This is a genomic window from Salegentibacter flavus (assembly GCF_900115145.1).
GTDB lineage: Bacteria > Bacteroidota > Bacteroidia > Flavobacteriales > Flavobacteriaceae > Salegentibacter > Salegentibacter flavus.
Genome location: NZ_FOVL01000001.1, coordinates 343,007 through 365,450 on the forward strand (window position 1 = coordinate 343,007; position 22,444 = coordinate 365,450).

25 protein-coding genes and 2 tRNA genes are annotated in these 22,444 nt (G+C 39.6%); 14 read left to right on the forward strand and 13 right to left on the reverse strand.

From position 1 onward, the window contains the following. Positions 1 to 86 precede the first annotated feature (86 nt). The 5 genes from BM266_RS01665 to folE are packed head-to-tail and all read right to left on the reverse strand — an operon-like array spanning position 87 to position 3,899. Positions 87 to 584 (reverse strand): DUF192 domain-containing protein, encoded by a 498-nt coding sequence (locus tag BM266_RS01665; RefSeq protein WP_093405042.1) that lies wholly within the window; start codon positions 582 to 584, stop codon positions 87 to 89. Continuing rightward, positions 581 to 1,402: a prolipoprotein diacylglyceryl transferase gene (lgt, locus tag BM266_RS01670; protein WP_093405044.1), complete on the reverse strand. Its 822-nt coding sequence runs from the start codon at positions 1,400 to 1,402 to the stop codon at positions 581 to 583. Before lgt ends, BM266_RS01665 begins: the two co-directional genes overlap by 4 nt. A gap of 57 nt (positions 1,403 to 1,459) precedes the next feature. Further along, a complete protein-coding gene (gene yidD / locus BM266_RS01675) occupies positions 1,460 to 1,699 on the reverse strand; it encodes a membrane protein insertion efficiency factor YidD (RefSeq protein ID WP_093405047.1) in 240 nt (79 codons plus the stop codon). A 3-nt stretch (positions 1,700 to 1,702) separates the two neighbouring features. Further along, positions 1,703 to 3,190 (reverse strand): cysteine--tRNA ligase, encoded by a 1,488-nt coding sequence (gene cysS / locus BM266_RS01680; protein ID WP_093405049.1) that lies wholly within the window; start codon positions 3,188 to 3,190, stop codon positions 1,703 to 1,705. 28 nt (positions 3,191 to 3,218) lie between these two features. Further along, entirely contained in the window at positions 3,219 to 3,899 is a 681-nt protein-coding gene (folE, locus tag BM266_RS01685) for a GTP cyclohydrolase I FolE (RefSeq protein WP_093405051.1), read from the reverse strand. 133 nt (positions 3,900 to 4,032) lie between these two features. Here folE and BM266_RS01690 point away from each other — a divergent pair, with 133 nt between their 5' ends. Further along, positions 4,033 to 5,850: a T9SS type B sorting domain-containing protein gene (locus BM266_RS01690; protein ID WP_093405053.1), complete on the forward strand. Its 1,818-nt coding sequence runs from the start codon at positions 4,033 to 4,035 to the stop codon at positions 5,848 to 5,850. A gap of 53 nt (positions 5,851 to 5,903) precedes the next feature. On the opposite strand, the gene BM266_RS01695 is transcribed toward BM266_RS01690, so the two are convergent. After that, a complete protein-coding gene (locus BM266_RS01695) occupies positions 5,904 to 7,409 on the reverse strand; it encodes an OmpP1/FadL family transporter (protein ID WP_093405056.1) in 1,506 nt (501 codons plus the stop codon). Between the two features lie 97 nt (positions 7,410 to 7,506). Next, positions 7,507 to 8,601 carry a hypothetical protein gene (locus tag BM266_RS01700; protein ID WP_139220581.1) on the reverse strand — a complete coding sequence of 365 codons (1,095 nt, stop codon included), beginning with the start codon at positions 8,599 to 8,601 and terminating at the stop codon, positions 7,507 to 7,509. Positions 8,602 to 8,727: 126 nt separating this feature from the next. On the opposite strand from BM266_RS01700, the gene proS reads away from it, so the two are divergent. The 4 genes from proS to rpsT all read left to right on the forward strand — a co-directional run bounded on the left by proS (position 8,728) and on the right by rpsT (position 10,765). Next, complete coding sequence (gene proS / locus BM266_RS01705) at positions 8,728 to 10,206, forward strand: proline--tRNA ligase (protein WP_093405061.1); 1,479 nt, start codon at positions 8,728 to 8,730, stop codon at positions 10,204 to 10,206. Between the two features lie 77 nt (positions 10,207 to 10,283). Next, positions 10,284 to 10,355: transfer RNA gene (locus BM266_RS01710), tRNA-Glu, on the forward strand. Between the two features lie 60 nt (positions 10,356 to 10,415). After that, positions 10,416 to 10,487: transfer RNA gene (locus BM266_RS01715), tRNA-Glu, on the forward strand. A 29-nt stretch (positions 10,488 to 10,516) separates the two neighbouring features. After that, positions 10,517 to 10,765, forward strand: a complete 249-nt coding sequence (rpsT, locus tag BM266_RS01720) for a 30S ribosomal protein S20 (RefSeq protein ID WP_093405063.1) — start codon at positions 10,517 to 10,519, stop codon at positions 10,763 to 10,765. A 103-nt stretch (positions 10,766 to 10,868) separates the two neighbouring features. Here rpsT and BM266_RS01725 read toward each other — a convergent pair whose 3' ends face one another. Beyond that, positions 10,869 to 11,783 (reverse strand): glutaminase, encoded by a 915-nt coding sequence (locus BM266_RS01725; RefSeq protein WP_093405070.1) that lies wholly within the window; start codon positions 11,781 to 11,783, stop codon positions 10,869 to 10,871. Further along, on the reverse strand, positions 11,783 to 12,490 hold the full coding sequence (gene pepE / locus BM266_RS01730; RefSeq protein WP_093405073.1) for a dipeptidase PepE: 708 nt from the start codon (positions 12,488 to 12,490) through the stop codon (positions 11,783 to 11,785). Before pepE ends, BM266_RS01725 begins: the two co-directional genes overlap by 1 nt. A gap of 111 nt (positions 12,491 to 12,601) precedes the next feature. Here pepE and BM266_RS01735 point away from each other — a divergent pair, with 111 nt between their 5' ends. The 6 genes from BM266_RS01735 (at position 12,602) to BM266_RS01760 (ending at position 18,028) form a co-directional block, all read left to right on the forward strand. Continuing rightward, positions 12,602 to 13,396 (forward strand): carboxypeptidase-like regulatory domain-containing protein, encoded by a 795-nt coding sequence (locus BM266_RS01735; protein WP_093405075.1) that lies wholly within the window; start codon positions 12,602 to 12,604, stop codon positions 13,394 to 13,396. Positions 13,397 to 13,447: 51 nt separating this feature from the next. After that, positions 13,448 to 14,194: a peptidase associated/transthyretin-like domain-containing protein gene (locus BM266_RS01740; RefSeq protein ID WP_093405076.1), complete on the forward strand. Its 747-nt coding sequence runs from the start codon at positions 13,448 to 13,450 to the stop codon at positions 14,192 to 14,194. A gap of 29 nt (positions 14,195 to 14,223) precedes the next feature. Then, positions 14,224 to 14,730: a DUF6702 family protein gene (locus tag BM266_RS01745; RefSeq protein WP_093405078.1), complete on the forward strand. Its 507-nt coding sequence runs from the start codon at positions 14,224 to 14,226 to the stop codon at positions 14,728 to 14,730. Positions 14,731 to 14,788: 58 nt separating this feature from the next. Continuing rightward, the gene (locus tag BM266_RS01750; protein ID WP_093405080.1) at positions 14,789 to 17,092 is read left to right on the forward strand and encodes a M1 family metallopeptidase; all 2,304 of its coding nucleotides are present in this window, start codon (positions 14,789 to 14,791) and stop codon (positions 17,090 to 17,092) included. 85 nt (positions 17,093 to 17,177) lie between these two features. Continuing rightward, a complete protein-coding gene (locus tag BM266_RS01755) occupies positions 17,178 to 17,459 on the forward strand; it encodes a Sec-independent protein translocase subunit TatA/TatB (protein WP_093405082.1) in 282 nt (93 codons plus the stop codon). Positions 17,460 to 17,470: 11 nt separating this feature from the next. Continuing rightward, the gene (locus tag BM266_RS01760; RefSeq protein WP_093405084.1) at positions 17,471 to 18,028 is read left to right on the forward strand and encodes a phosphatase PAP2 family protein; all 558 of its coding nucleotides are present in this window, start codon (positions 17,471 to 17,473) and stop codon (positions 18,026 to 18,028) included. Here BM266_RS01760 and BM266_RS01765 read toward each other — a convergent pair. Then, positions 18,021 to 18,662, reverse strand: a complete 642-nt coding sequence (locus tag BM266_RS01765; protein WP_093405086.1) for an O-methyltransferase — start codon at positions 18,660 to 18,662, stop codon at positions 18,021 to 18,023. The genes BM266_RS01760 and BM266_RS01765 overlap by 8 nt on opposite strands. A 130-nt stretch (positions 18,663 to 18,792) precedes the next feature. On the opposite strand from BM266_RS01765, the gene kynU reads away from it, so the two are divergent. Genes kynU through BM266_RS17470 form a run of 3 tightly spaced genes read left to right on the forward strand, consistent with a single transcriptional unit; the run spans position 18,793 to position 20,936 of the window. Next, on the forward strand, positions 18,793 to 20,088 hold the full coding sequence (gene kynU, locus BM266_RS01770; RefSeq protein WP_093405088.1) for a kynureninase: 1,296 nt from the start codon (positions 18,793 to 18,795) through the stop codon (positions 20,086 to 20,088). A 10-nt stretch (positions 20,089 to 20,098) separates the two neighbouring features. Next, entirely contained in the window at positions 20,099 to 20,578 is a 480-nt protein-coding gene (locus BM266_RS17465) for a serine hydrolase (RefSeq protein WP_217648139.1), read from the forward strand. Further along, positions 20,559 to 20,936 (forward strand): serine hydrolase, encoded by a 378-nt coding sequence (locus BM266_RS17470; RefSeq protein ID WP_217648140.1) that lies wholly within the window; start codon positions 20,559 to 20,561, stop codon positions 20,934 to 20,936. The genes BM266_RS17465 and BM266_RS17470 overlap by 20 nt, the downstream gene beginning before the upstream one ends. Here BM266_RS17470 and BM266_RS01780 read toward each other — a convergent pair. From BM266_RS01780 to BM266_RS01785, 3 genes are all read right to left on the reverse strand, one after another. Further along, positions 20,933 to 21,601: a hypothetical protein gene (locus tag BM266_RS01780; RefSeq protein ID WP_093405090.1), complete on the reverse strand. Its 669-nt coding sequence runs from the start codon at positions 21,599 to 21,601 to the stop codon at positions 20,933 to 20,935. The genes BM266_RS17470 and BM266_RS01780 overlap by 4 nt on opposite strands. A 92-nt stretch (positions 21,602 to 21,693) precedes the next feature. Next, entirely contained in the window at positions 21,694 to 21,849 is a 156-nt protein-coding gene (locus BM266_RS16905; RefSeq protein WP_106197114.1) for a lmo0937 family membrane protein, read from the reverse strand. Between the two features lie 343 nt (positions 21,850 to 22,192). After that, entirely contained in the window at positions 22,193 to 22,438 is a 246-nt protein-coding gene (locus tag BM266_RS01785; RefSeq protein WP_093405092.1) for a hypothetical protein, read from the reverse strand. Positions 22,439 to 22,444: the final 6 nt, after the last annotated feature.

A 22,444-nucleotide genomic window follows, 5' to 3' on the forward strand; every position in this document is an offset into this window, starting at 1 on the left:
ATTTAGTTGTAGGCAATCAGCAAAAAAGCTTTCCCTTAGTAGGAAAGCTTTAGTTTTTTTATTGGTAAAAAGCTGTGTTTAATTGCTTAATCTGTTCTTTTAAAAAAGATCTTATCTCCAACTTCAATACCCCATTCCTTAATTAGCCCTGCATTTATTTCCAGTACAAACTGTGCCGGTTCACCTGAAGGCAAGGAGGTCTCATCCATTGGTTCAGCATTTTCATAGTAGCTCACCGCAGTGCTATCTGAAGCATAATAGATGATATCCAATGGTATGTAAGTGTTCTTCATATAGAAGGCACGTGGTTCGGCCATATTATATATAAACAACATTCCCTGTAATTCTTCCATACTTTCCCGATACATTAAACCCGTTTCGTGTTCGTATTGGCTATCGGCAATTTCTATGTCTAGTTTCTTTATGGTATCACCTTCAGATTTAATAAGGCTGAGTTCGCCTTCTTTGGTGAATTCAATATCTTCTTCGATTATTTCTTCCTCTGGCTTTGCGTCCTCCTTACAAGAGGAAAAAAGGATTACTGAGGCCATGCCCAGGCTTAAGAAAAGATTTCTGCGAATCATAGGCTGCGGTTTTTGGTTGGACGATACATAAAATAGAAACCTGCAATTATAAACGGAATACTTAACCACTGACCAGTATTTAGAAGCCAGGTTGCGCGTTCTTCTACCTGAGCTTCCTTTATGAACTCTACAAAAAATCTTACCGTCCAAAGAAGTACCAGGAATAAACCAAAGATGTATCCCACTTTTAAACGTTTTTCGGTTTTCCAGTATAAGTACCAAAGCAAAATGAAGATAAGTAGATAACAAACAGATTCGTAAAGCTGTGCGGGATGTCTGGGAAAATCTTCGCCAAGTTTGGCAAAAATAACTCCATAGTCTGAATTTGTAGGTTTTCCAATTATTTCAGAATTGATGAAATTTCCTATTCTAATAAAAATACCACCACTGGCAACCGGAATAACAATCCTATCAAGGATCCAGAGAACTGGTTTGTCCAGCACCTTTTTTCGGTATAAATACATTGCTATGATGATCCCAATGGCTGCACCATGGCTTGCAAGTCCTCTGAAACCTGTGAATTCGAATTCCGGTTCAAATCTTACAGGCAGAAAGATCTCCAGTAAATGATTCTGAAAATAATCCCAATCATAAAAGATCACGTGTCCCAGTCGGGCCCCAATAAGGGTTGCGAGTACTGTGTAGATAAAAAGGGAATCTAATTTTTCTATTGCAATACCTTCCCGTGTATAAATGCTTTTCATTATATACCACCCCAAACCAAAAGCGATAAGGAACATTAGGCTGTAATAATGAAGGGTGAAAAATCCCAGGTCCAAACCTTCAGAAGGGTTCCAGGTAATTGCATTTAAAAACATGAAGTGAATTTTATGTTAGTAAGGTAAAGATACATATTTGCAGGTTTCTGCAAGTTGCTAGGTGTTCTTTTTTGGCGGAACGGGATCATAGCCTTTTCCGCCCCAGGGATTGCAGCTAACTATCCTTTTAATGCTTAGCCAGCCCCCTTTAAACACTCCAAACCTTTCTAAAGCAGTGAGGGAATATTGAGAGCAGGTAGGCGAATAGCGACAGCTTGCCGGAGTTAATGGGGAAATAAAATTGCGGTAGAATTTCACCACTAGGATAAAAGGATATGCGAGAATTTTTTTTAGCATCTGTTATTCGATACTGAAGGTCGTGCCTTCTTTTCCGTCTTTAAGCTGAATGCCCAAAGTCTGTAACTGGTCTCTGATTTGATCGCTTAAAGCAAAATCCTTATTTACCCTTGCTTCGGCTCTAAGTTTTATAAGCAGCTCTATGGTTGCTGAAAGTTGTTTTTGCGTGCTTTCTTCATTTTCTGAAGTTTTTTCCAGAAGTCCTAGCACATCAAACATGAAGTTTTTCATGGTTTCGTGAAGTATTTCCTTATCTTCTGAAGTGATTTCGACTTTACCTTCCTTAACACTATTGATGAATTTTACAGCATCAAAAAGTTTTGCAATAAGGATAGGACTATTAAAATCGTCATTCATCGCATCGTAGCAGGATTGTTTCCAATCGCTAACCGAAATTGACGAAGATTTACCTACCTGAAGCTTGTCGATTTGATGGTAGGCATCCATAAGACGGTTGAAACCTTTTTCACTTGCTGAAAGTGCTTCATTAGAAAAATCCAATACGCTGCGGTAATGCGCCTGAAGCATAAAAAACCTTGTGACATTGGGAGAAAATGGCTTGTCCAGAATATCATTGTTACCGGAGAAGATCTCTTCGGGTAGAATATTATTTCCTGTACTTTTCGCCATCTTTTTGCCATTAAGGGTAAGCATATTAGCATGCATCCAGTAATGAACAGGGTTTTTGCCGGTGGAAGCTTCACCTTGAGCGATCTCGCATTCGTGATGAGGAAATTTCAGGTCCATTCCCCCTCCGTGGATATCGAATTCTTCTCCGAGGTATTTTGTACTCATAGCGGTACACTCTAAATGCCAGCCAGGAAAGCCGTCACTCCAGGGAGATGGCCAGCGCATAATATGTTGGGGTTCTGCCTTTTTCCACAGTGCAAAATCCTGGGGATTCTTTTTGTCGCTCTGAGCGGCAAGTTCCCTGGTATTTGCGACCATATCTTCTAGTGAACGCCCGCTTAATTTTCCGTAGTGATGACTTTCATTGTATTTCATCACATCAAAATAAACCGAACCGTTGGCTTCGTATGCAAATCCTTTTTTCTGGATCTCTTTTATAATCTCAATTTGCTCCACAATATGCCCTGTGGCAGTAGGCTCGATGCTTGGCGGTAAATTGTTGAATTTTTGAAGAATATTATGAAAATCTATGGTGTAGCGCTGTACTACTTCCATAGGTTCAATTTTTTCCAACCTTGCCTTTTTGGCGATGCGGTCTTCTCCGCTGTCCGCATCGTTCTCCAAATGGCCGGCATCGGTTATATTTCTAACATACCGTACCTTATACCCCAGGTGTTTAAGATACCTGAAGACCAGGTCGAAGGAGATAAAAGTACGACAATTGCCTAAATGAACATTGCTGTAAATAGTAGGGCCGCAAACATACATGCCTACGTGTCCCGGATTTATAGGGGTGAAAATCTCTTTCTCCCCGCCCATTGAATTATACAGTTTTAAGCTTTGTTCATCAAAAAGCGCCATAGGTAGTTAGTTGTTTAAATGTAATTAATTATGAAAAGGTTGTGTCTAATTTGATGTAATCCAGGAATTCACGTTTTACTTCTTTGTTTTTAAAAGCTCCGCCAAACTCACTGGTTACGGTACTGCTCTCAATATCCCTGATTCCCCGACTGTTTACACACAAGTGCTTCGCATCAATCACACAAGCTACATCAGGTGTGCCAAGGGCTCTTTGTAACTCCTGAACTATTTGCATCGTCATTCGCTCCTGGACTTGTGGGCGTTTAGCGAAATAATCTACTATGCGATTCATTTTGGAAAGCCCTATAACTCTTCCTTTAGAAATATAAGCCACGTGTGCTTTCCCAACGATAGGAAGTAAATGGTGCTCACAGGTAGAATAAACAGTGATGTTTTTTTCTACCAGCATCTCCCCATATTTATATTTGTTCTCGAAAGTGGAGGCCTTGGGTTTATTTGCCGGATCTAGTCCTGAGAAAATTTCGTTCACGAACATTTTGGCAACCCTTTGAGGAGTTCCCTGTAGACTATCATCGGTAAGGTCCAGTCCCAGAGTTTCCATAATTTTTTTTACGTCATCCTTGATTAAAGCAACTTTTTCAATATCACTAAGTTCAAAAGCATCTTCACGTATTGGAGTATCTGCACTGCTACCCGCATGGGCATCCCCCATTTCATCAATTTCCGTCAAAATTTTGTCTATTTTCATGCCGTTTTACAATAATTGTCGTAATCAGTGGTTACAGCTTGCAAAGATACAATTTTAATGGGTTTTTCACTTCGTCTTAGAAACTGAAGATTTCGCCTTATTACTTAAATTTATATATCTTGCTGTGATAGCTATGAAACCAGTTTTTGCTCTATTAGTATTCTTTTTGCTAAGCCTTCCATCTGTATGGGCTCAGGGAGAAGTTTGTGCAAATATTGAGCCCTTTTGTGCCGGGGGAAACCAATTTGTTTTTGAAAACAGTCATAAAGATAATAGTGACCAGGAGCAAGCCGAAGAAGGTCCGTATTATGGTGATCTCACCACCCAACCATATCCAAGTTGGTATTTCCTTCAGGTTCAGGAAAGCGGAAGGCTGGAATTTCTGATCTCTCAAACCGAAAACGATGATGGCAGCGGTAAAATTCTTGACGTGGATTTTGCAGTATGGGGGCCATTCTCACCATCTGACGATATATGTGATTACGAGATGCTAAGTGAAGAAAATCTTGTGGGTAGCTCTTACGAACCTGATAGCACCGAAAGGATGGATCTTGGGGAAACCGAAGCAGGAGAGATCTATGTTGTGGTTATCACCAATTTTAGTGAAACCCAGGGATTTATAAAACTTGAACAGGTGAATGCGGGGCAACCTGGGGCTGGGTCTACCGATTGTTTCCAGGGGGGGCTTGAAGATGAGATTTATGGTTGTGAAGGAGAAACGGTAATTGTGGATGGAACCGTTTTGTTTGCTGAAGAATATGCCTGGTTTGTAGAGAAAAATGGATCATTTGAAGAAATTGAAGGGGAAACCGATGCCTATTTAGAAGTAGAGGAGGAGGGAACCTATAAACTCATTGTTTCCAATAGGTTTTCTGAGGTTATTGATGATACTGTTTTTGTAGGCTTTAATCCTGAGCCAACAGCCAATGAACCTGAAGAGCTGTATATCTGTGATGGCAGCCAGGAATCTATAGATCTTACTGTTCTGAATTCTGAGATAACCACTGGTAATCCACCTTCCGAAAAACTTGAAGTGATTTATTATGAATCTGATGAACATTTCGAAGAAGATAAACCAATTGTCGACCCCGGAAATTATCTGAAAGTTGAAACTCAGGATATACTTGCAGTGATTAGATCTGAAAATGGTTGTTATTCCGATCCGGTAAAGGTTAGTATTAAAGTAGAGATTATTCAGGAAGAGATTTTAGCTGAGACAGTAATATTATGTGCAGATCTTCAGGGTGACATTCTTGAAGATATTCAACTGGGAGAAGATCTTGGGCCGAATTATGAATTCGAATGGTTTTTAGGGGATGAACAAGTTTCTACGCAGGCAATCCTGGTGCTGGATGAAATTCCGGAAGTTGATAAGCTTAGTCTGACAATTACTGATTTAATAGGTGATTGCTCCCGAAATTTTGAGGCTGACATAATGGTTTTTTCAGCGCCAGAAGAAGTTAAAATTGGAATTGAGGGGAATGATTTTGAAGAAGGTTATACGGTAACCGCCGAAGCTATTCCTGGGATTTCACCAAATGCTGTTTATGAATTTCAGATGGACAACGGGCCATGGCAGGAAAGCAATGTGTTTAAAAATGTTCCTCCCGGCTTGCACAATATCACGGGCAGAGAAATAAATGGATGCGGCGCAACCACCTCAGAAAATTTTGATCTGGTGGGTTATCCTCGGTTTTTTACTCCAAATTCCGATGGGTATAATGATACCTGGAAAATTGAAGGTGATGAAGATATTCGGGTTCTTGAGCTTTTTATCTTCGATAGGTACGGGAAATTGCTTAAACAATTGAATCCAAATGGAGCCGGCTGGGATGGTAGTTTTGGAGGCCGGGATCTGCCTGCGAATGATTACTGGTTTAAGCTGGAATATCTCGATAGAAATACTGGAAAAACCAGCATCTTTAAGTCTCATTTCACCCTGAAAAGGTAGGAAACATAAAAGCGCCTGGAAGGCGCTTTTAAAGCCAAATATTTTAATTCTTCCTAAAGTCCAAAACTAAGAGATAAAACCACACTGGAAAGGTCGCGGTTAATTTTGTAAGTGTCTGTTAGACCCACATCAAACAGTTGAGGGTTTTCATCCCTTTGAGCATTTGTATAAGCCAGGTCTAATTTTATACTTCCAAAATTGTAACCAAGCCCTGCCGAATAGCCGGTAAGATCTCCTACCTTGATTTCATCCTGATAGGGACTTTCCTCAAAGCGGTATCCTCCGCGGAGACTCCAGTTTTGAATTCTGTATTCTCCTCCAAACCTAAATGTGGAAGCAGCTTTTAGGTTATCGGCTATTTGAGTATTCTGATAACTGAAATCGGGATCATCTTTCGGTCTGAATTCTATGTTGGAGTAATCCTTATAGGAATAATCAAAACTTATAAGTCCCTGTCCTCCAAATAAAACGGCAATGCTACCGTTTAACTTCGAAGGTGTTTTTAAAGTATAGTCGGGGTAAACGTTTAGTACATTTGGATTTACTGTCACCCGTTCATTCTGGTTATTATTAGTCTCGAGGTATTGAGTGGTTTGTTCTTCGATATTCAACCAGGTTGGCGATTCGTAAGAAGCCCCAACGCGAAAATTGTCATTTACTTTGGCGATGGCCCCAAGCTGAAAGGAAAATCCATTTCCGTTGGTGCTTAAATTATTATTAAATCGAACTTCATTTGTTGCGCTCCCGCTATTGTTGTTGGTTTCCAGATATCGGGTTGCCCGGTCGTAGTTAATGAAATGTGTGTTAAGGTTAGCTCCCAGGAAAAGGAAATCTTCATATTGTGTACCAAAGTTAAAGGTGAACTTTCCATTTAAGCCTGTTGCATAAGAAGAAAATTCCTGGTTAAAATTTCCCGGAGCAATAAAAGAATTGTAAGTAGTGTTGTTTGGATCATCAAGATCATGGTCAATTACATAGCCCTGGTAACCAAGCATAGCCTGCTGAGCACCGAAACCTTCGTTTTCACCTAAATAGGTGTAAAGCTCTGAAATAGATTCTCCATCCATAGTCTGAAGTAGATCCAATGGAATTCCATCAGCATAACCTAAAAAATACTGATCAATGGAATTGTTTCCGGTACCCGCTGCAATAAAACTATCGTCAAAATTCTTAGTTTTTGAATAATTCATTGCCAGGCTGAATTTTTTCCAGGAACTGTTATTGGCAGTATCGAAAATCAAAACTCCACCGGCCTGGTTGAAATAGACATCAGATTCCTCATTGGAGGTGTAGCTGTTGAAATAATTTACATCGTTGGTGCTATTTCTAAAATCCAGGGTGATTGTCCCAAAACTGTTAAGAAATACTGCAGATCCAGCCGGGTTAATCGAAATCGCCGACATATCTCCTCCAAGTGCTCCAAAAGCTCCACTCATAGCACGAAAACGTGCTGTTCCCGTAAGGTCTTCTGAAGAATATCTGTATGCGTCGGTTATATTTTGGGCTTGGGTGTATGTGAAACCCAATAAGGTAATTAATAAAAAGGCTAACTTTTTCATATCAGATCATTTATTTTTTTGTCGTGAAAAATCTTAAAAAAACCTTACAGGACTTGTCCTGTAAGGTTGTGTTTTATGTCAAATCCCTTGTTACAGATTATCCTCTGCCGCCCCCGCTTCTTCGTGAGCTACCAGAACTTCTTGAGGTTCCGGAGCTTCGGCTGGAAGAAGATGAACTTCTTACGGCACCGCTGCTACGGGATGACCTATTAGAAGACCTGTTATAGGTGTTATTATTCCTGGTAGTACGACTTCGGTTATAGGTGGAATTCGAATTTGAACGTCGCGTGTTTACATTTGTGTTTACGCGGGTTGGTTCAGAATTCCTGGTCGTTCTACTGTAAATCCTGGAATTATCACCTCTGCTTATAGCCTGTCTTCTGGCTGAAACATCATTATTTCGAATACTCCTTATACTTCTTGAATAAGAGCTTCTGCTATCTGCTGAAGCATTTCTTCGGGTTGAGGAATAATCAGAATAGGAATTTCTTCGGCCGGTATTGTAGGCCACATCATTATATGTGTTGCGATAGCGATAATTATAGCCCCATCTGTTGTAAGGGTATCCATAGTAGTTTCCGTATCCCATGCCATACCAGCTACCCCAGTAAGAACCAAACCCAAAACCAAAGCCAATTCGGCTGCCCCATGGGCTGTAGCCGAAGTTTGAGCCCCAGTATGGATAATAATAACCAGGTCCCCAGTAAGGATCTATAAAAAACGGATCATACCATCGATTGTAATACGAAGCACTCCAGCCCCAACGATATGGATTGTAGAATCCACTATACCATCCGGTATTGTAAATATTTATGGTGTATTGGTCGGGGTCGTTTCCCCAGGGGGCATATCCTCCGGAATACTCTATAGCATCCTGCTCGTACATTTCATCTTCATAATCATCTGCAGAAGTATATTCATCCACATCAGTAAAGATCATATTATCTGCCATTTCTCCATATATTGCAGATTTTTCAGCGAAGAGATTCTTATAATATGAGTTTGCATTATTGTCTTGAGTAGCATATTGAGATCGATCGGTTTCAGAAGGATAAGTTTGGCTTCCGTCGCCATAGATTCCGTCTTCATAGCCGGAATACTGTGTGGAACCACAAGATGCTAACAATAGCAATAATATTAGAGGAGTCATTAAGAACCACGCTCTTTTAGGAATGTTGTAATTGCGTATCATTAGCCTATATTTTATTGTTGAACATTACAAAAATAGTTAGTTTTGCGCTAAATGTTAGTTATACACAGACTAACTATTTATTAATAAGTGTTAAATATAGCACAAGTTTTGTGCCAAATTATTGGAATGGGGAAGAACATAGTTACACGCAGCGAAGATTATTCAAAATGGTATAATGAGCTGGTAGTTAAGGCAAACCTGGCCGAAAACTCTGCAGTTAGAGGTTGTATGGTTATTAAACCTTACGGCTATGCCATATGGGAGAAGATGCAGGCCCAACTGGATAAAATGTTCAAGGAGACGGGGCATGAAAATGCTTATTTTCCGCTTTTTGTGCCAAAGAGTTTATTTGAGGCTGAAGAAAAGAATGCAGAAGGATTTGCCAAGGAATGTGCTGTAGTGACCCATTACAGGCTAAAAACCAATCCTGACGATACTTCAAAATTAATTGTAGATCCGGAGGCGAAACTTGAAGAGGAACTTATTGTTAGACCAACTTCAGAAGCGATTATTTGGAATACTTATAAAAATTGGGTTCAGTCGTACCGGGATCTGCCTCTCTTGATAAATCAATGGGCGAATGTGGTACGATGGGAGATGAGAACCCGTTTATTCCTGAGAACTGCAGAATTTCTTTGGCAGGAAGGACATACCGCACACGCTACAAAACAGGAGGCACTGGATGAGACTATGCTAATGAATAATATCTATGCTGAATTTGCCGAGAGTTTTATGGCAATGCCGGTTATAAAAGGAAGTAAGACAGAAAGTGAACGTTTTGCAGGAGCTGAAGAAACATATTGTATAGAGGCGATGATGCAGGACGGAAAAGCTTTGCAGGCGGGAACTTCCCATTTTCTTGGTCAGAATTTCGCCAAAGCCTTTGATGTTAAGTTTACTTCAAAAGAAGGTAAGCTCGAACATGTTTGGGCTACCTCCTGGGGAGTTTCCACAAGATTGATGGGGGCTCTTGTGATGACGCATAGTGATGATAATGGTCTGGTTTTACCACCAAATCTTGCGCCTATTCAGGTAGTGATTGTTCCAATCTATAAAGGTGAAGAGCAATTAGCACAAATTTCTGAAGTTGCCAACAAGCTTGCCGATGAATTGAAAGTTGCAGGAATTTCAGTAAAATATGATGACCGTGATACACAAAAACCAGGTTGGAAGTTTGCTCAATACGAAATGCAGGGAGTACCGGTGAGATTGGCTATTGGTCCCAAGGATCTTGAAAAAGGTTCTGTAGAGCTGGCACGAAGAGATACTTTGAGTAAAGAGTTTGTTCAGCAGACTGAGGTTGTAGAAAAAGTAAAAGACCTAATGGTAGAGATCCAGGATAGTCTTTTTAATAAAGCTAAAAACTTTAGAGATGAGCATATCACCAGGGTAGATTCCTTTGATGAATTTAAAAAGGTATTAAAGGAAAAGGGTGGATTCATTTCTGCGCATTGGGATGGTACTTCAGAAACAGAAAATAAAATAAAAGACCTTACTAAAGCTACGATAAGATGTATTCCGTTTGATAGAGAAGAAGAGACGGGAAGCTGTGTTCTTACAGGAAAACCTTCTGCTGGAAGGGTGCTTTTTGCTAAGGCGTATTAATTTTTGATTTTTTTCAACATAGATTTGCGGCATTGAAAAATAGTTGTATTTTTGCATCCGCATTTGAAGAAAAGAATGGTCCGTTCGTCTAGGGGTTAGGACGCCAGGTTTTCATCCTGGTAACAGGGGTTCGATTCCCCTACGGACTACAAGAGAAACAGAGAGCTGTTTCATAGTTACCTGAAAAGGTGTTTTTATTGAAAATTAATGGTCCGTTCGTCTAGGGGTTAGGACGCCAGGTTTTCATCCTGGTAACAGGGGTTCGATTCCCCTACGGACTACAAGAAAAGATTAATTAAAGAAGAATATAATGGCAAATCACAAGTCAGCGTTGAAGAGGATACGTAGCAATGAGGCAAAACGTCTTAGAAATCGCTACCAGCATAAAACTACCAGAAACGCAATCAAAAAATTGCGTGAGGCTGATAAGAAAGAAGCTGAAACTTTGCTTCCTTCTGTAGTTTCTATGGTTGATAAATTAGCAAAGAAAAACATTATACACGATAATAAAGCTGCAAACCTTAAGTCTAAGCTTAGTAAGCACGTAGCAGCGCTTTAAGAATTATTACAGTGTTCAATTACTGAATGCTTTCTGTGAGAACGGAGAGCATTTTTTTGTGCCCAAAAATTTCAATTGTGCCTCCCGTTTTTGATAAATTATTTTAGAAAACTGAAAGACCCGAAAGGGTGGTTAGTCTTTCCAGGGCCTTCATCCCCAGCTCCGAATTCCCTTTGTGATTAAGAATAGGACTCCAAACCGCAACAGAATACTGGTCTGGGTGAATCGCAACTATTCCGCCGCCTACGCCACTTTTTCCCGGTAGACCTACCTCAAAACTAAATTCTCCCGCTTCATCATAAAAGCCGCAGGTTTGCATTAAGGCATTAATACGTTTTACCGAGGTTGGCGTTAAAATTTCTTCTCCGGTGTCAAGGATTTTTCCTTTGTTGGCATAGATCATAAAAGCTTGTGCCAATTCTTTGCAGGACATCGAGAGGCTGCAGAGGTTAAAATAAAAATCTACGATTGGTTCTACCTCACATTTAATATTTCCCAGTGCTTTCATATAATTTACGAGAGCAATATTACGATACCCGGTAGATTTTTCCGAAGCAGCGATTTTCTTATCAAAATCTATTTCTGGGTTACCGGTAATCTTTCTTACAAAATCAAGAAGTTCCTGTTTGGGGTCTTCTAATTGGGCGACTAAAATGTCTGAGATCACCAAAGCCCCCGCGTTTATAAAAGGATTCCGGGGCACGCCTTGTTCATATTCCAGCTGCGTGAGAGAGTTAAAAGGATCTCCCGAAGGTTCCACATCCACCCGTTTCCAAAGATCTTCACCCATAAGAATCATCGCCATGGATAGGGAAAAAACTTTTGCTATACTTTGTATCGAAAAATTTTCATCGCTGTCGCCAAAACAAAAATGCTGTTTATCTCCGCAATAAATGTGCATCCCGAATTTTCTCGGGTCTACTTTTGCCAGTTCCGGAATGTAAGAGGCGACTTTTCCTTCTACATCACGGTAGTTCATCTCGCTCTCAATAGTATTTAAAATTTTCTGGTAATCCATTAATGCAAATCCTTTAAGGAAGTTCCTGTTTCTATCTCGAAAGGTACTTGTTCTGGCCTGAAAATTCGGGCCTCTGGTTTTCCTTTTAACGTAATTTTATCACCGGAAACTTCCAGCCAGCTTCCTTCTCGTAATCCAATTATAGGCTGGGTATTCAGAGTATGAAATTCTTTGATCCTGGTTTCCCGGGTTTCTCCCTTATGAGTTGAATTCTTATCGGGATCTAAATAATGAGGATTTATATTAAAGGGAACGATTCCCAGTGTTTTAAATGATGGGGGATAAATTATTGGCATATCATTGGTGGTTTGCATAGTGAGCCCGGCAATATTCGTTCCTGCGCTGGTACCCATATATGGTGTGCCTGAAAGGATGGCCTCCTGTAAAACCTTCATTACCTTGTTTTTGTATAACTGGGTAACCAGTAAAAAAGTATTACCACCACCGGTAAAGATTCCTTCAGCTTTTTTTACCGCTTCTGTCGGATCTTGGTATTCCTGTATCCCTTTCAATTTTAACCCGGCTTTGGAAAATGCAGTGGCGGCCATTTTGGTATACTCCTCAGGAGAAATTCCCCCTGGGCGGGCATAAGGAATGAATAAAACCTCTGATACTCCATCGAAAAATTTCTTTATTTCCGGAATTAAATATTCGAGGTATGCCTGCCCGTGCAGGGTAGAGGTACTGGCTAGAAGGGCTTTTTTCATCTTTGTTTTTTTGTAAATTTAGAGGAAAAGGCAGGTTTAACAAAAATTTACCTGCAACTTATCTTTCTCATAAGAAGATAAATTGTTCCTTTAAGTTATAGAAATTGTATTATGATACGCTTTGTAATTACCTTAGTTTTCTTGATAGCCACTTTTCCACTTCTCTCTCAAGAGGTGCAAAGAGTGGTGATAGATGGTAAAATTATTGTTCCTGAAGGGGATAACCTGGAGGGGATGACTGTTTATAATGAGACTTCCCAAAGAGGAACCATCACCAATACCGATGGTGAATTCAGGATATCTGTAGCCATAAATGATAGTATAAGCTTTTCGGCTTTGCAATTTCAGAAATTTACAGTTGTAGTAGATCAGGGGGTTATAGATTCGGGAGAACTCAATGTTTTTATCAGTGAGACTGTAACCGAACTCCCTGAGGTGGTAGTCCTGCCTCATGACCTCTCCGGAAACGTTAACGTCGATGTGGCTCGCATACAGGTTGCAGATCCTGATTTGCCGCGATACAGTGCCGCCGATTTGGAAAATATGAATGTTGTTACTGAACCCGATGCCCTAACCGGACCCGGTAAAAATGAAGCGATGGCAGCTAGTAAAACCCGCCTTATTCACGGACTTAATCTTGTGAATATTTTCAAGGTTCTTGTGGGTGATAGTAATGGAAGCCATCAAATTAAGCAACGGGAAAAAGATGAATATATCCGTCAATTATATAACGATGAATTTTTTCAGGAAAACCTGGACATCAAAAAAGAAAACATCAACGATTTTATTTTCTATGCTTCAGATAATGGCCTTACTGCCGAGATGATGCAGGAAGGTAATGAACTTGATCTCATAGAGTTTCTTATAGCCAAAGGTAGAGAATACAAGAATCAAGTTGAAAATTAATAAAAGCCCTCAACGTACTCTGTTCCACATTAAAACCTCACAGGAATCTCGATGAGGTTAGTAATTCTTGTACTCATAGCCGTTATTTTTAGTTTCTCTCTTCAGGCTCAGGATAGAGATTTGCTTAATGGGAAAATCACTAATGATTCTCTTCTTTCTCAAGTGCATGTTATTAATATTACTTCTGAAAAAGGAACGCTTAGTGGAGAATCAGGAGAGTTTATCCTAAGCGTAAAACCCGGAGATTCCATTCTTTTTTCTTCTGTTCAGTATAAGAATATTACTATTGCGGTAAGAAAGGAGATGCTAGCCGAATCTTTTGAAATTGAACTGGAAAATGAACTCACCGAGCTTGACGAGGTGAAACTTCATGAGCTTTCCGGTAATTTACTGCAGGATATTGGAAATATGGAAACCTTGAACCAGGCAGAATTTGGGATTCCTTATTCCGATAAAAAGCCGCCAAATATCGTGGAACGAAAAATTAGTGGAATGAGTAGTCCTATGGATCCCGCAGGTTTGCTTTATGGGGCAATAAGTGGTGAGAGGAGAAAACTCAAGCAAGCCCGGGAAAATCAAAGAGAAAATAACCGAATCCTTAAAGCCCGTAATTTGCTTTCCGAAGAATTTTATAATACCGAACTGGGATTAAAGAAATCAGAGGTGCTGAATTTTCTGTATTACTGCGCAGAAAACCCTTTATTTATGAGACTTGTTAATAAGGAGGATCTTCTTGGACTCATCGAATTTTATAAAAAAACCATTCCCAATTATCAGGATTATATCAGTTTGGATTGAATGTTGATGACAAAAACTAAAAGCCTTTAATGAAAAAGATTTTTATTCTCTTTGGTCTTTTCTTTATTTTGACCTCTTTTAAAGTCACCGCACACGAGTATTATCTTAGTGTTACCGAAATTAATTACAAAACCGAAAGTCAATCCCTTCAGATAATAACCCGGGTCTTTGTAGATGATTTTGAGAATGTTTTGCGAAAACGTTTTAACAACGATATTCGACTTGTGAAAGATGCCGAAGAAGGCCCGGTTAGAAAAATGATAGAGCGATATCTTGGGCAGAAACTTCAGCTTAAATCAAACGGGAAGGAGCATCAGTTAAAATATTTGGGAAAAGAATATGATAATGACCAGATGATTCTCTATATCGAAGTTGAAAAGGTTGTGCCTTTCACAGAGATTAGCATTACAAATTCAATATTGACCGATCTTTTTGATGATCAGAAAAACGTCGTTCACGTAAAAGTAAACGGAGTTACAAAAAGCCTGTTACTTCAAAAGAATGAAGATAAAAAAAGTTTCAAATTTAGAAATTAAACCATTTATTTAACATAAAGTCTTATTTTTAGAAAAATTAAATAATAATTCAGTTTTCATGAGAAAAATTAAATTCTTGACTTCCGCAATTTTAATGCTCTTTTTTGTTGGTCTCTCTGCTCAGGAAGAGCAACAGCAATCAGAACGCCAGGAAGGTCACACAAACCAAAACAAGTTCAGACAGCTTTATGATGAGTTTTCAACTCCTAATCAATATCGTACAGGGGCCGGAGCACCCGGAGAAGCTTATTATCAGAATCAGGCCGATTATAAAATGGATATCGTGCTTGACGATAAGAACACAAAACTAACGGGAAAAGAAACTATTACTTACCATAATAATTCACCAAATAAACTTGAATATCTTTGGGTGCAACTGGACCAGAATATCCGGTCAAAAAATTCGCCTGCTCAGGAGAAGAATCCAAGTAAGATGAACCCTGTTTCTAGCCCTGAAAGATTTACGAATCAGTTTTTGAAAGAATCTTTTGACGGTGGTTTCAATATAGAAAAAATTAACCACAACGGGAAACCGCTAAATTATACCATTAACCAGACTATGTTGAGAATAGACCTGGCTGAGCCTCTGGCCGCAGGAGAAAGCTATACCTTTTCTATAGATTGGTGGTACAAGATCAATAATCATGTTACCGATAGAGCCCGTTCAGGCTATGAGCATTTTCCAGAAGATGGAAATAATGTATACGTTATTGCACAGTTCTTCCCGAGAATGGCTGTTTACAATGATGTAGAAGGTTGGCAGAATATGCAATTCTGGGGTAATGGGGAATTCGCACTTCCTTTTGGAGATTATGAAGTGAATATTACCGTGCCTGCAGATCATATTATGGAAGCAACCGGAGAACTTCAGAACCGTAAGCAGGTTTACACTAAAGATATGCTGAAGCGTTATGAAGAGGCTAAAAAATCTTTTGATAAACCTGTAATCATCGTAAACCAGGAAGAAGCTGAAAAAGCCGAAAAAGGTTTTTCAAACAAAACCAAAACCTGGAAATATAAAGCCAATATGGTAAGGGATTTCGCCTTTTCTACTTCAAGGAAATTTGTTGTGGATATGATGAATACCGATGTTCAGGGAAAAGAGGTAATGGCAATCTCGCTTTATCCGAAAGAAGGGAACCCTTTATGGGAAGAGTATTCAACTCGTGCTGTAGCTACTACTCTGGAAAGCTATTCTGATCAAACTTTTCAGTATCCTTATCATAAAGCAATTTCGGTACACGCCAAAAATCAGGGGATGGAATATCCAATGATCTGCTGGAACTATGGCCGACCTGATGAGAACGGGGAATACAGCGACAGGGTTAAATACGGGATGATAAGTGTAATAATTCACGAAGTTGGACATAACTTCTTCCCGATGATTGTAAATAGTGATGAACGCCAATGGGGTTGGATGGATGAAGGTTTGAATACTTTCTCCCAATACCTGGCCGAGCAGGAATTCGGGAAAAAATATCCGGAAGCCATTGCGCCTTTGGGTCAATATCCTTCCAGACGGGGGATTCCTTCTAAAATAGTTCCTTATATGAAAGGGGACCAGCAATTTATCGCTCCTATTATGTCTAATCCCGAACAGGTGATTCAGTTAGGAAATAATGCCTACGGAAAACCCGCAACCGCTCTTAATATTCTAAGAGAAACTGTTATGGGGAAAGACCTTTTTGATCACGCTTATAAAACCTATGCGAACCGTTGGATGTTCAAACACCCAACTCCCGAGGATTTCTTCAGAACTATGGAAGATGCTTCAGGGGTAGACCTGGATTGGTTTTGGAGAGGTTGGTTTTACACTACCGATAATGTGGATATGGGTGTAAAATCTATCAAGAAATATTACATTACCGATAAAGCCACAAAAGAGGGTGCTGAATTCCTTGAGCGCTACGGTGCAAAACCAGAGGATATGGAAGGGATCTATGTTGTAGAAGAAGGAAGCGAAGATTTTGAAGAAGCAATGAAAGGGAAAGATCCGTTGGAGAATGCATCTACACTTAATGAATATTTAATGGACAATTTTTCAGAACAAGATCGTGCAGGAATGAAAAATCCAAAGTATTTCTATGAAATCACTTTTGAGAAGCCGGGTGGGATTCCTATGCCACTTATTGTGGAGTATACCTATGCCGATGGGACTTCAGAAAAAGTGACCTATCCTGTTCAGCTTTGGAGAAAAAATGATGCCGAAGTAACTAAGGCAATTGCCTCAGAAAAGGAAATCACTTCTGTAGTAGTAGATCCGGATCTGGAGACAGCAGATGTTGATGTTAGTAACAATAGCTGGCCTCAGGATAAAACCACCGATAAATTTGAAGAATTTAAAGAAAGCCTGGATAACTAAGCAGGCTCACTGAAATAAAGAAAAAAAGCCGACTTTAACGAGTCGGCTTTTTTTATGGCTAAATTTGTGATTATATTTGCACGCTATGGTAGTACATCCATTATTTATAAGTGGCGCTGAGATCGCCTTTATTATGTTTATTCTCGTGATGGTTTTTGGGGCCGATAAGATCCCTGAAATCGCCCGGGGACTTGGGAAAGGTATGCGTACGCTCAGAAATGCTTCCAATGATATTAAAAGTGAAATTCAGAAAAGTGCTGAAAAACAGGGTATAGATACTGATATTTCCAAAGATATAAAAGGAGAGATCGATAAGGTAAAAGAAGATATAGACGATATTACCGGTTCGGTAAAACGTAGATTCTAAAACCTGTTGAAATGTGGCAACAGCTTAAGCAATGGGACCGGGAATTATTTGTTTATCTTAATAGTCTGGGAATTGAATCCTATGATTATTTTTGGATATTTGTTACCCGGATAGAGAATTGGATCCCGTTCTATATTTTTTTATTCCTTCTCTACTTTATTGCTTTTCACTGGAAAAAAGCCAGTTTTTCTTCCTTATTTTTATTAAGTGCTTTTCTTACTACCTGGGGGTTTACCAATGCGGTGAAGGTTTTTCTTGTTCGGTTAAGGCCTAATAATAATCCTGAGCTTGTAGATTTGATTCGAATTTTGCAGGAACCAACCAACTATAGTTTTTTCTCCGGTCACGCTTCTTCTTCCATGGTGGCCTCGACTTTTATAGTACTAAGCTTAAAAGATAAATTCCGCTGGATATATTTGGTATATATTTGGCCGCTTCTATTTATAATGAGCCGTGTATATGTCGGGGTTCATTATCCCAGCGATTTACTGGTTGGCGCATTGGTAGGCCTTATTTTTGCCTTTGTCTTTTTCTGGCTTTATAATAAATCTGGCAGAAGGTTTATTTAACCCGGCTTAAGGTTAAGCCATCCCTTATTGGTAAAATTACAGTTTCCAGGCGCTTGTCTTTTGCTAAAAGATCGTTATACTCCACTAACGCCTTCGTGGATTCGTCCTCCTCATTTGGGGTTTCAATTATCTTCCCGCTCCATAGAACATTGTCTGAAAGTATAACCCCTCCTTTATTCATTTTCTCAATGATAATTTCAAAATATGCGGGATAATTAGGTTTGTCGGCATCGATAAAAACCAGGTCGAATTTTGCATCTAACATTGGAATTATCTCGAGGGCATCACCCAAATATTGCTTTATTTGATTCTTATATGCTGATGCTTCAAAATATTTCTTCTGAAAATCGTACAACTCCTCATTGATGTCGATTGTATGCAGCATACCGCCTTCAGCCAGACCTTCTGCCAGGCAAAGGGCAGAATATCCTGTGTAAGTTCCAATTTCCAGGATAGATTTCGGACTTTTCATTTTTGATAACAGACTTAAAACCCGGCCCTGATAATGTCCGCTTAGCATTCTTGGTTGTAAAATCTTTTGATTGGTTTCTCTGTTGAGTTTCGCTAATAACTCCGGCTCTTTTGCTGAATGTTCAACTATGTAATCATCTATGTCTTCAGGAAGAAAATGCATGTTTTTAAACTAAAGGTTTATACGGGCAAAGATAAACGGATTCCGGGGAAAATATGTCAGGGGCAAAAGGCTAATATTATGAAACTTCAGCTTAAATTGTATTTTTACTGAAATTAATCAAACCATCAGCATGCAATTTAAAAATACCCTGGAGTTCGCCCGGGAACTTGATAAACAGGACGAATTAGCCAGATACAGGGCTCAGTTTATTTTTCCGAAGCATAAAGGAAAGGAAGTAGTCTATTTTACCGGAAATTCCCTTGGACTTCAGCCACGCTCTGCCGCTAGGTATGTGGAAGAGATAATGACCGATTGGGCAAATCTTGCTGTGGAAGGACATTTTAATGCTGAAAAACCCTGGTGGGAGTATCATGAACGCTTTTCAGAAAAACTGGCGAAAGTAGTTGGTGCAAAACCTGCTGAAGTTTCTGTGATGAACACCTTAACGGTCAACCTTCACCTGCTTATGGTTTCCTTTTACAGGCCTTCAGGAAAAAGATATAAAATTATTTGTGAGGAAAAAGCCTTTCCCAGCGACCAGTATATGATTTCCAGCCAGGTGCGTTTCCACGGGTATGATCCGGATGATGCTATAGTTGAGCTAAAAAGACGGGACGGAGAACATAATTTTCGAACAGAAGATATCCTGGCTAAAATCGCTGAAGTAGGCGATGAGTGTGCCCTGGTATTGATTGGCGGCGTAAATTATTATACCGGGCAGGTCCTGGATATGGAAAATATCACAAAAGCAGGTCACCAGATAGGGGCGATTGTTGGCTGGGACCTGGCACACGCTGCGGGAAATATAGAATTGAAACTGAGCGACTGGAAGGTTGATTTTGCCGCCTGGTGCAGTTATAAGTATATGAATAGTGGTCCCGGAAATGTTTCAGGGTATTTTGTGAATGAAAAATACCACGGCAAAAAAGATATCCCGCGTTTTGAAGGTTGGTGGGGTCACAACAAGGAACGCCGCTTTTTAATGGAACCCGAATTTCAGCCAGAAAGCGGAGCAAACGCATGGCAAATTAGCAATGCCCCGGTTCTGGCACTTGCGCCTTATCTCGCTTCGCTTGAAATGTTTGATGAGGTTGGAATGCCTGCATTGATAGAAAAGCGTAATAAGATTGTGGCTTATCTTGAATTCATTTTGCACGAAATTGATAAGGAAGTTGATAGCAGTTTTGAAATTATTACACCGGCACAGCAGGAAGAGCGTGGCACACAACTTTCAGTTTTTCTTCACGGGGAAGGAAGAGAGTTATTTACCTACCTGATGGAAAATGGAGTGATTACCGATTGGCGGGAACCAAATGTGATAAGGCTCGCCCCGGCACCTTTCTATTGTTCATACGAGGATATGTATAAGTTTGGACAGGTGCTTAAACAAGGAATTCAAAATAAGAAATCAATCTCAAAACTCTAGACACAAAGAGATGAAGCGTATAACCTTTTTGGTCCTGCTGCTTTGCGGATTTTTATCTGCCCAGGAAAACAATGTTGACAAACAGCTGCAACAAAAAATTGAAGAGTACACAAGAGATTTCAAAGGCATTGCCGGGGTGTATGTTTATAACCTGGAAACCGGAAAAGAGGCCGGGATAAATCCCGATACTATATTTCCTACGGCAAGCATTGTAAAAATTCCAATACTTATAGGATTATTCGATAAGATCGAAAAAGAGGAAATAACGCTTAATGATACACTTTTGTACCGGGATTCCCGTGCCTATGGAGGCTCAGGGGTAATGCAGTTCTATAAGGATTCAACGGTAACTGACCTGCGCACTCTTGCCGCATTGATGATTACCTATAGCGATAATGTGACTTCCATCTGGAGCCAGCAGCTTGCCGGTGGGGGAGAAATACGGATGGGGACAAACTACTCCCCGGGAAATGGCCACGCTCCTTGTTAAGATTAGAAACAGGGAGTTGGTAAGTGATGCCGCCAGCGATGAAATGTACAGGATGCTAAGCAATTCTTTTTATACTGACTATGCGCTTTCCCAGATCCCGCCATATATCCAGACTGCAGCTAAGCAGGGAATGGTTAATAAGTCCCGTTCTGAAGCGGTGCTGGTTAATGCGCCCTCGGGGGATTATGCGTTTTATATCGCTACTAAAGATAACCAGGATACTTCCTGGGATTATGGGAATGAAGCCTGGGAACTGCAGCGAAATATTTCAGCAATGTTATGGAGCTATTTTGAGCCAGAAAGCGACTGGGAACCTGCAGAAAATTCTGGAGAACTGGTTCGGGGTCTGCGCTATTAATTTACCTCAATCCCGCTGAAAAACAACTCAAAGCTTCCATCCGGTGATTTATGCGATCTGGCTATCTTAAGCCCATTGAAATCCTTATAATCTTCCCAGGTAGTAGGAGATTTTCTGCTGCCATCGGCCGATTTATAGATCCACTCTTTTAGTATAAGGTCGTCTTCGTAAAAGATTTCATAGCTGTCTCCAGGGGTATAACCCCCTTCTGAAGGATAGGAAACGGTGATATTTCTCATTTCCTTTTTGCTGATGGGAGCTTCAGCTTTCTTTTCTTCTGAAATTTCAGCATCGCTCCATACCAGTTGAAAAGGGAATAACAACCAGTATGAATCATTGATGAATTTCTGGTCAAGTTCTTTTTCATCATCGGCTATGCTGTCGTCTTTAATGTAAGTGCGGCTAATGTCCCCTTCCGTCAGTCTTATTTCATCATTACTCGTTTTCCAGTGCCAACTCCGGCTAGTTCTTACTGAATCTCCTACTTTTACATTGAAGGTGAATTTAATTTCCTCAACATCTTTAAAATTTTCAAAACCATGTGCCCTGGCAATTTCCTGAGCTCTGGTTTCTTCCTCTTTCTCTGCTGAAGATATATCTCCGCTTTTTTCGTTTTTGCAGCTAATAGTTAAAAGAATGGATAGTAACAGTACAGTTTTTTTCATAAGGTTAATCTTTGAAGATAAATATAACAGAAAATAAAATACCCTTTGAAAATATTTCCAAAGGGTATTTCTAATTTGTTTTAATCTTCCGATTATAGTCGGCGGCCGGTTAGCAGCTTATATAAAATTAAGATAACGGCAATAACGATAAGGATGTGAATAATGCTTCCTAAATCAGGAAAGGCAAAATACCCTATCAGCCATCCGATTACTAATAGAACTACGATTAGCCAAATTAAATCTCTCATAATAGTGGTTTTTAGGCAACTTGGTTGCGTTGGTTAATTGATTGTATTAAATATAATGATTTTAAATTTATTCTTACGAACCTATTTGATAGTGAAGTTATTATGGCCTTCTTCCAGTTGCAAATCGGTTTAAAATCTTAATTATGGCAGTGCTTGCAGAATGTGGATAAGATTACCTGCATCTTCTCCAAATCCAATAAGCCAGACCACAATTAATCAAATAAGATTTCTCATTTTGTTCCTGGTTAAGTTCTATTTAAATGAAATTACGATATTGAACCTATCGCGCCGTTTGATTTAACGAGTGTTTAAATCTGTTGTTAAATTATTATTGAAAAATAAATTAGTCTTGTGTCTCTATTTTGTTGATTCTCATTTCATAATCATCCATGGCTTCCCGAATAGCATCTACATTATCTGATGCCTTCTGATGAGCCTCTTCCATTATTTTTTCCAAATCCTTGTCGGGATGCTGAAATAGATCGGTTATAACATGATTAATCTTATCAATTATACTTTCCTGGGTATTTTTTATGTCTTCAAGTTTGTTAAGTACAGATCGCATCTGTTCCAGTTTTTGTTCATCCATAGCTGT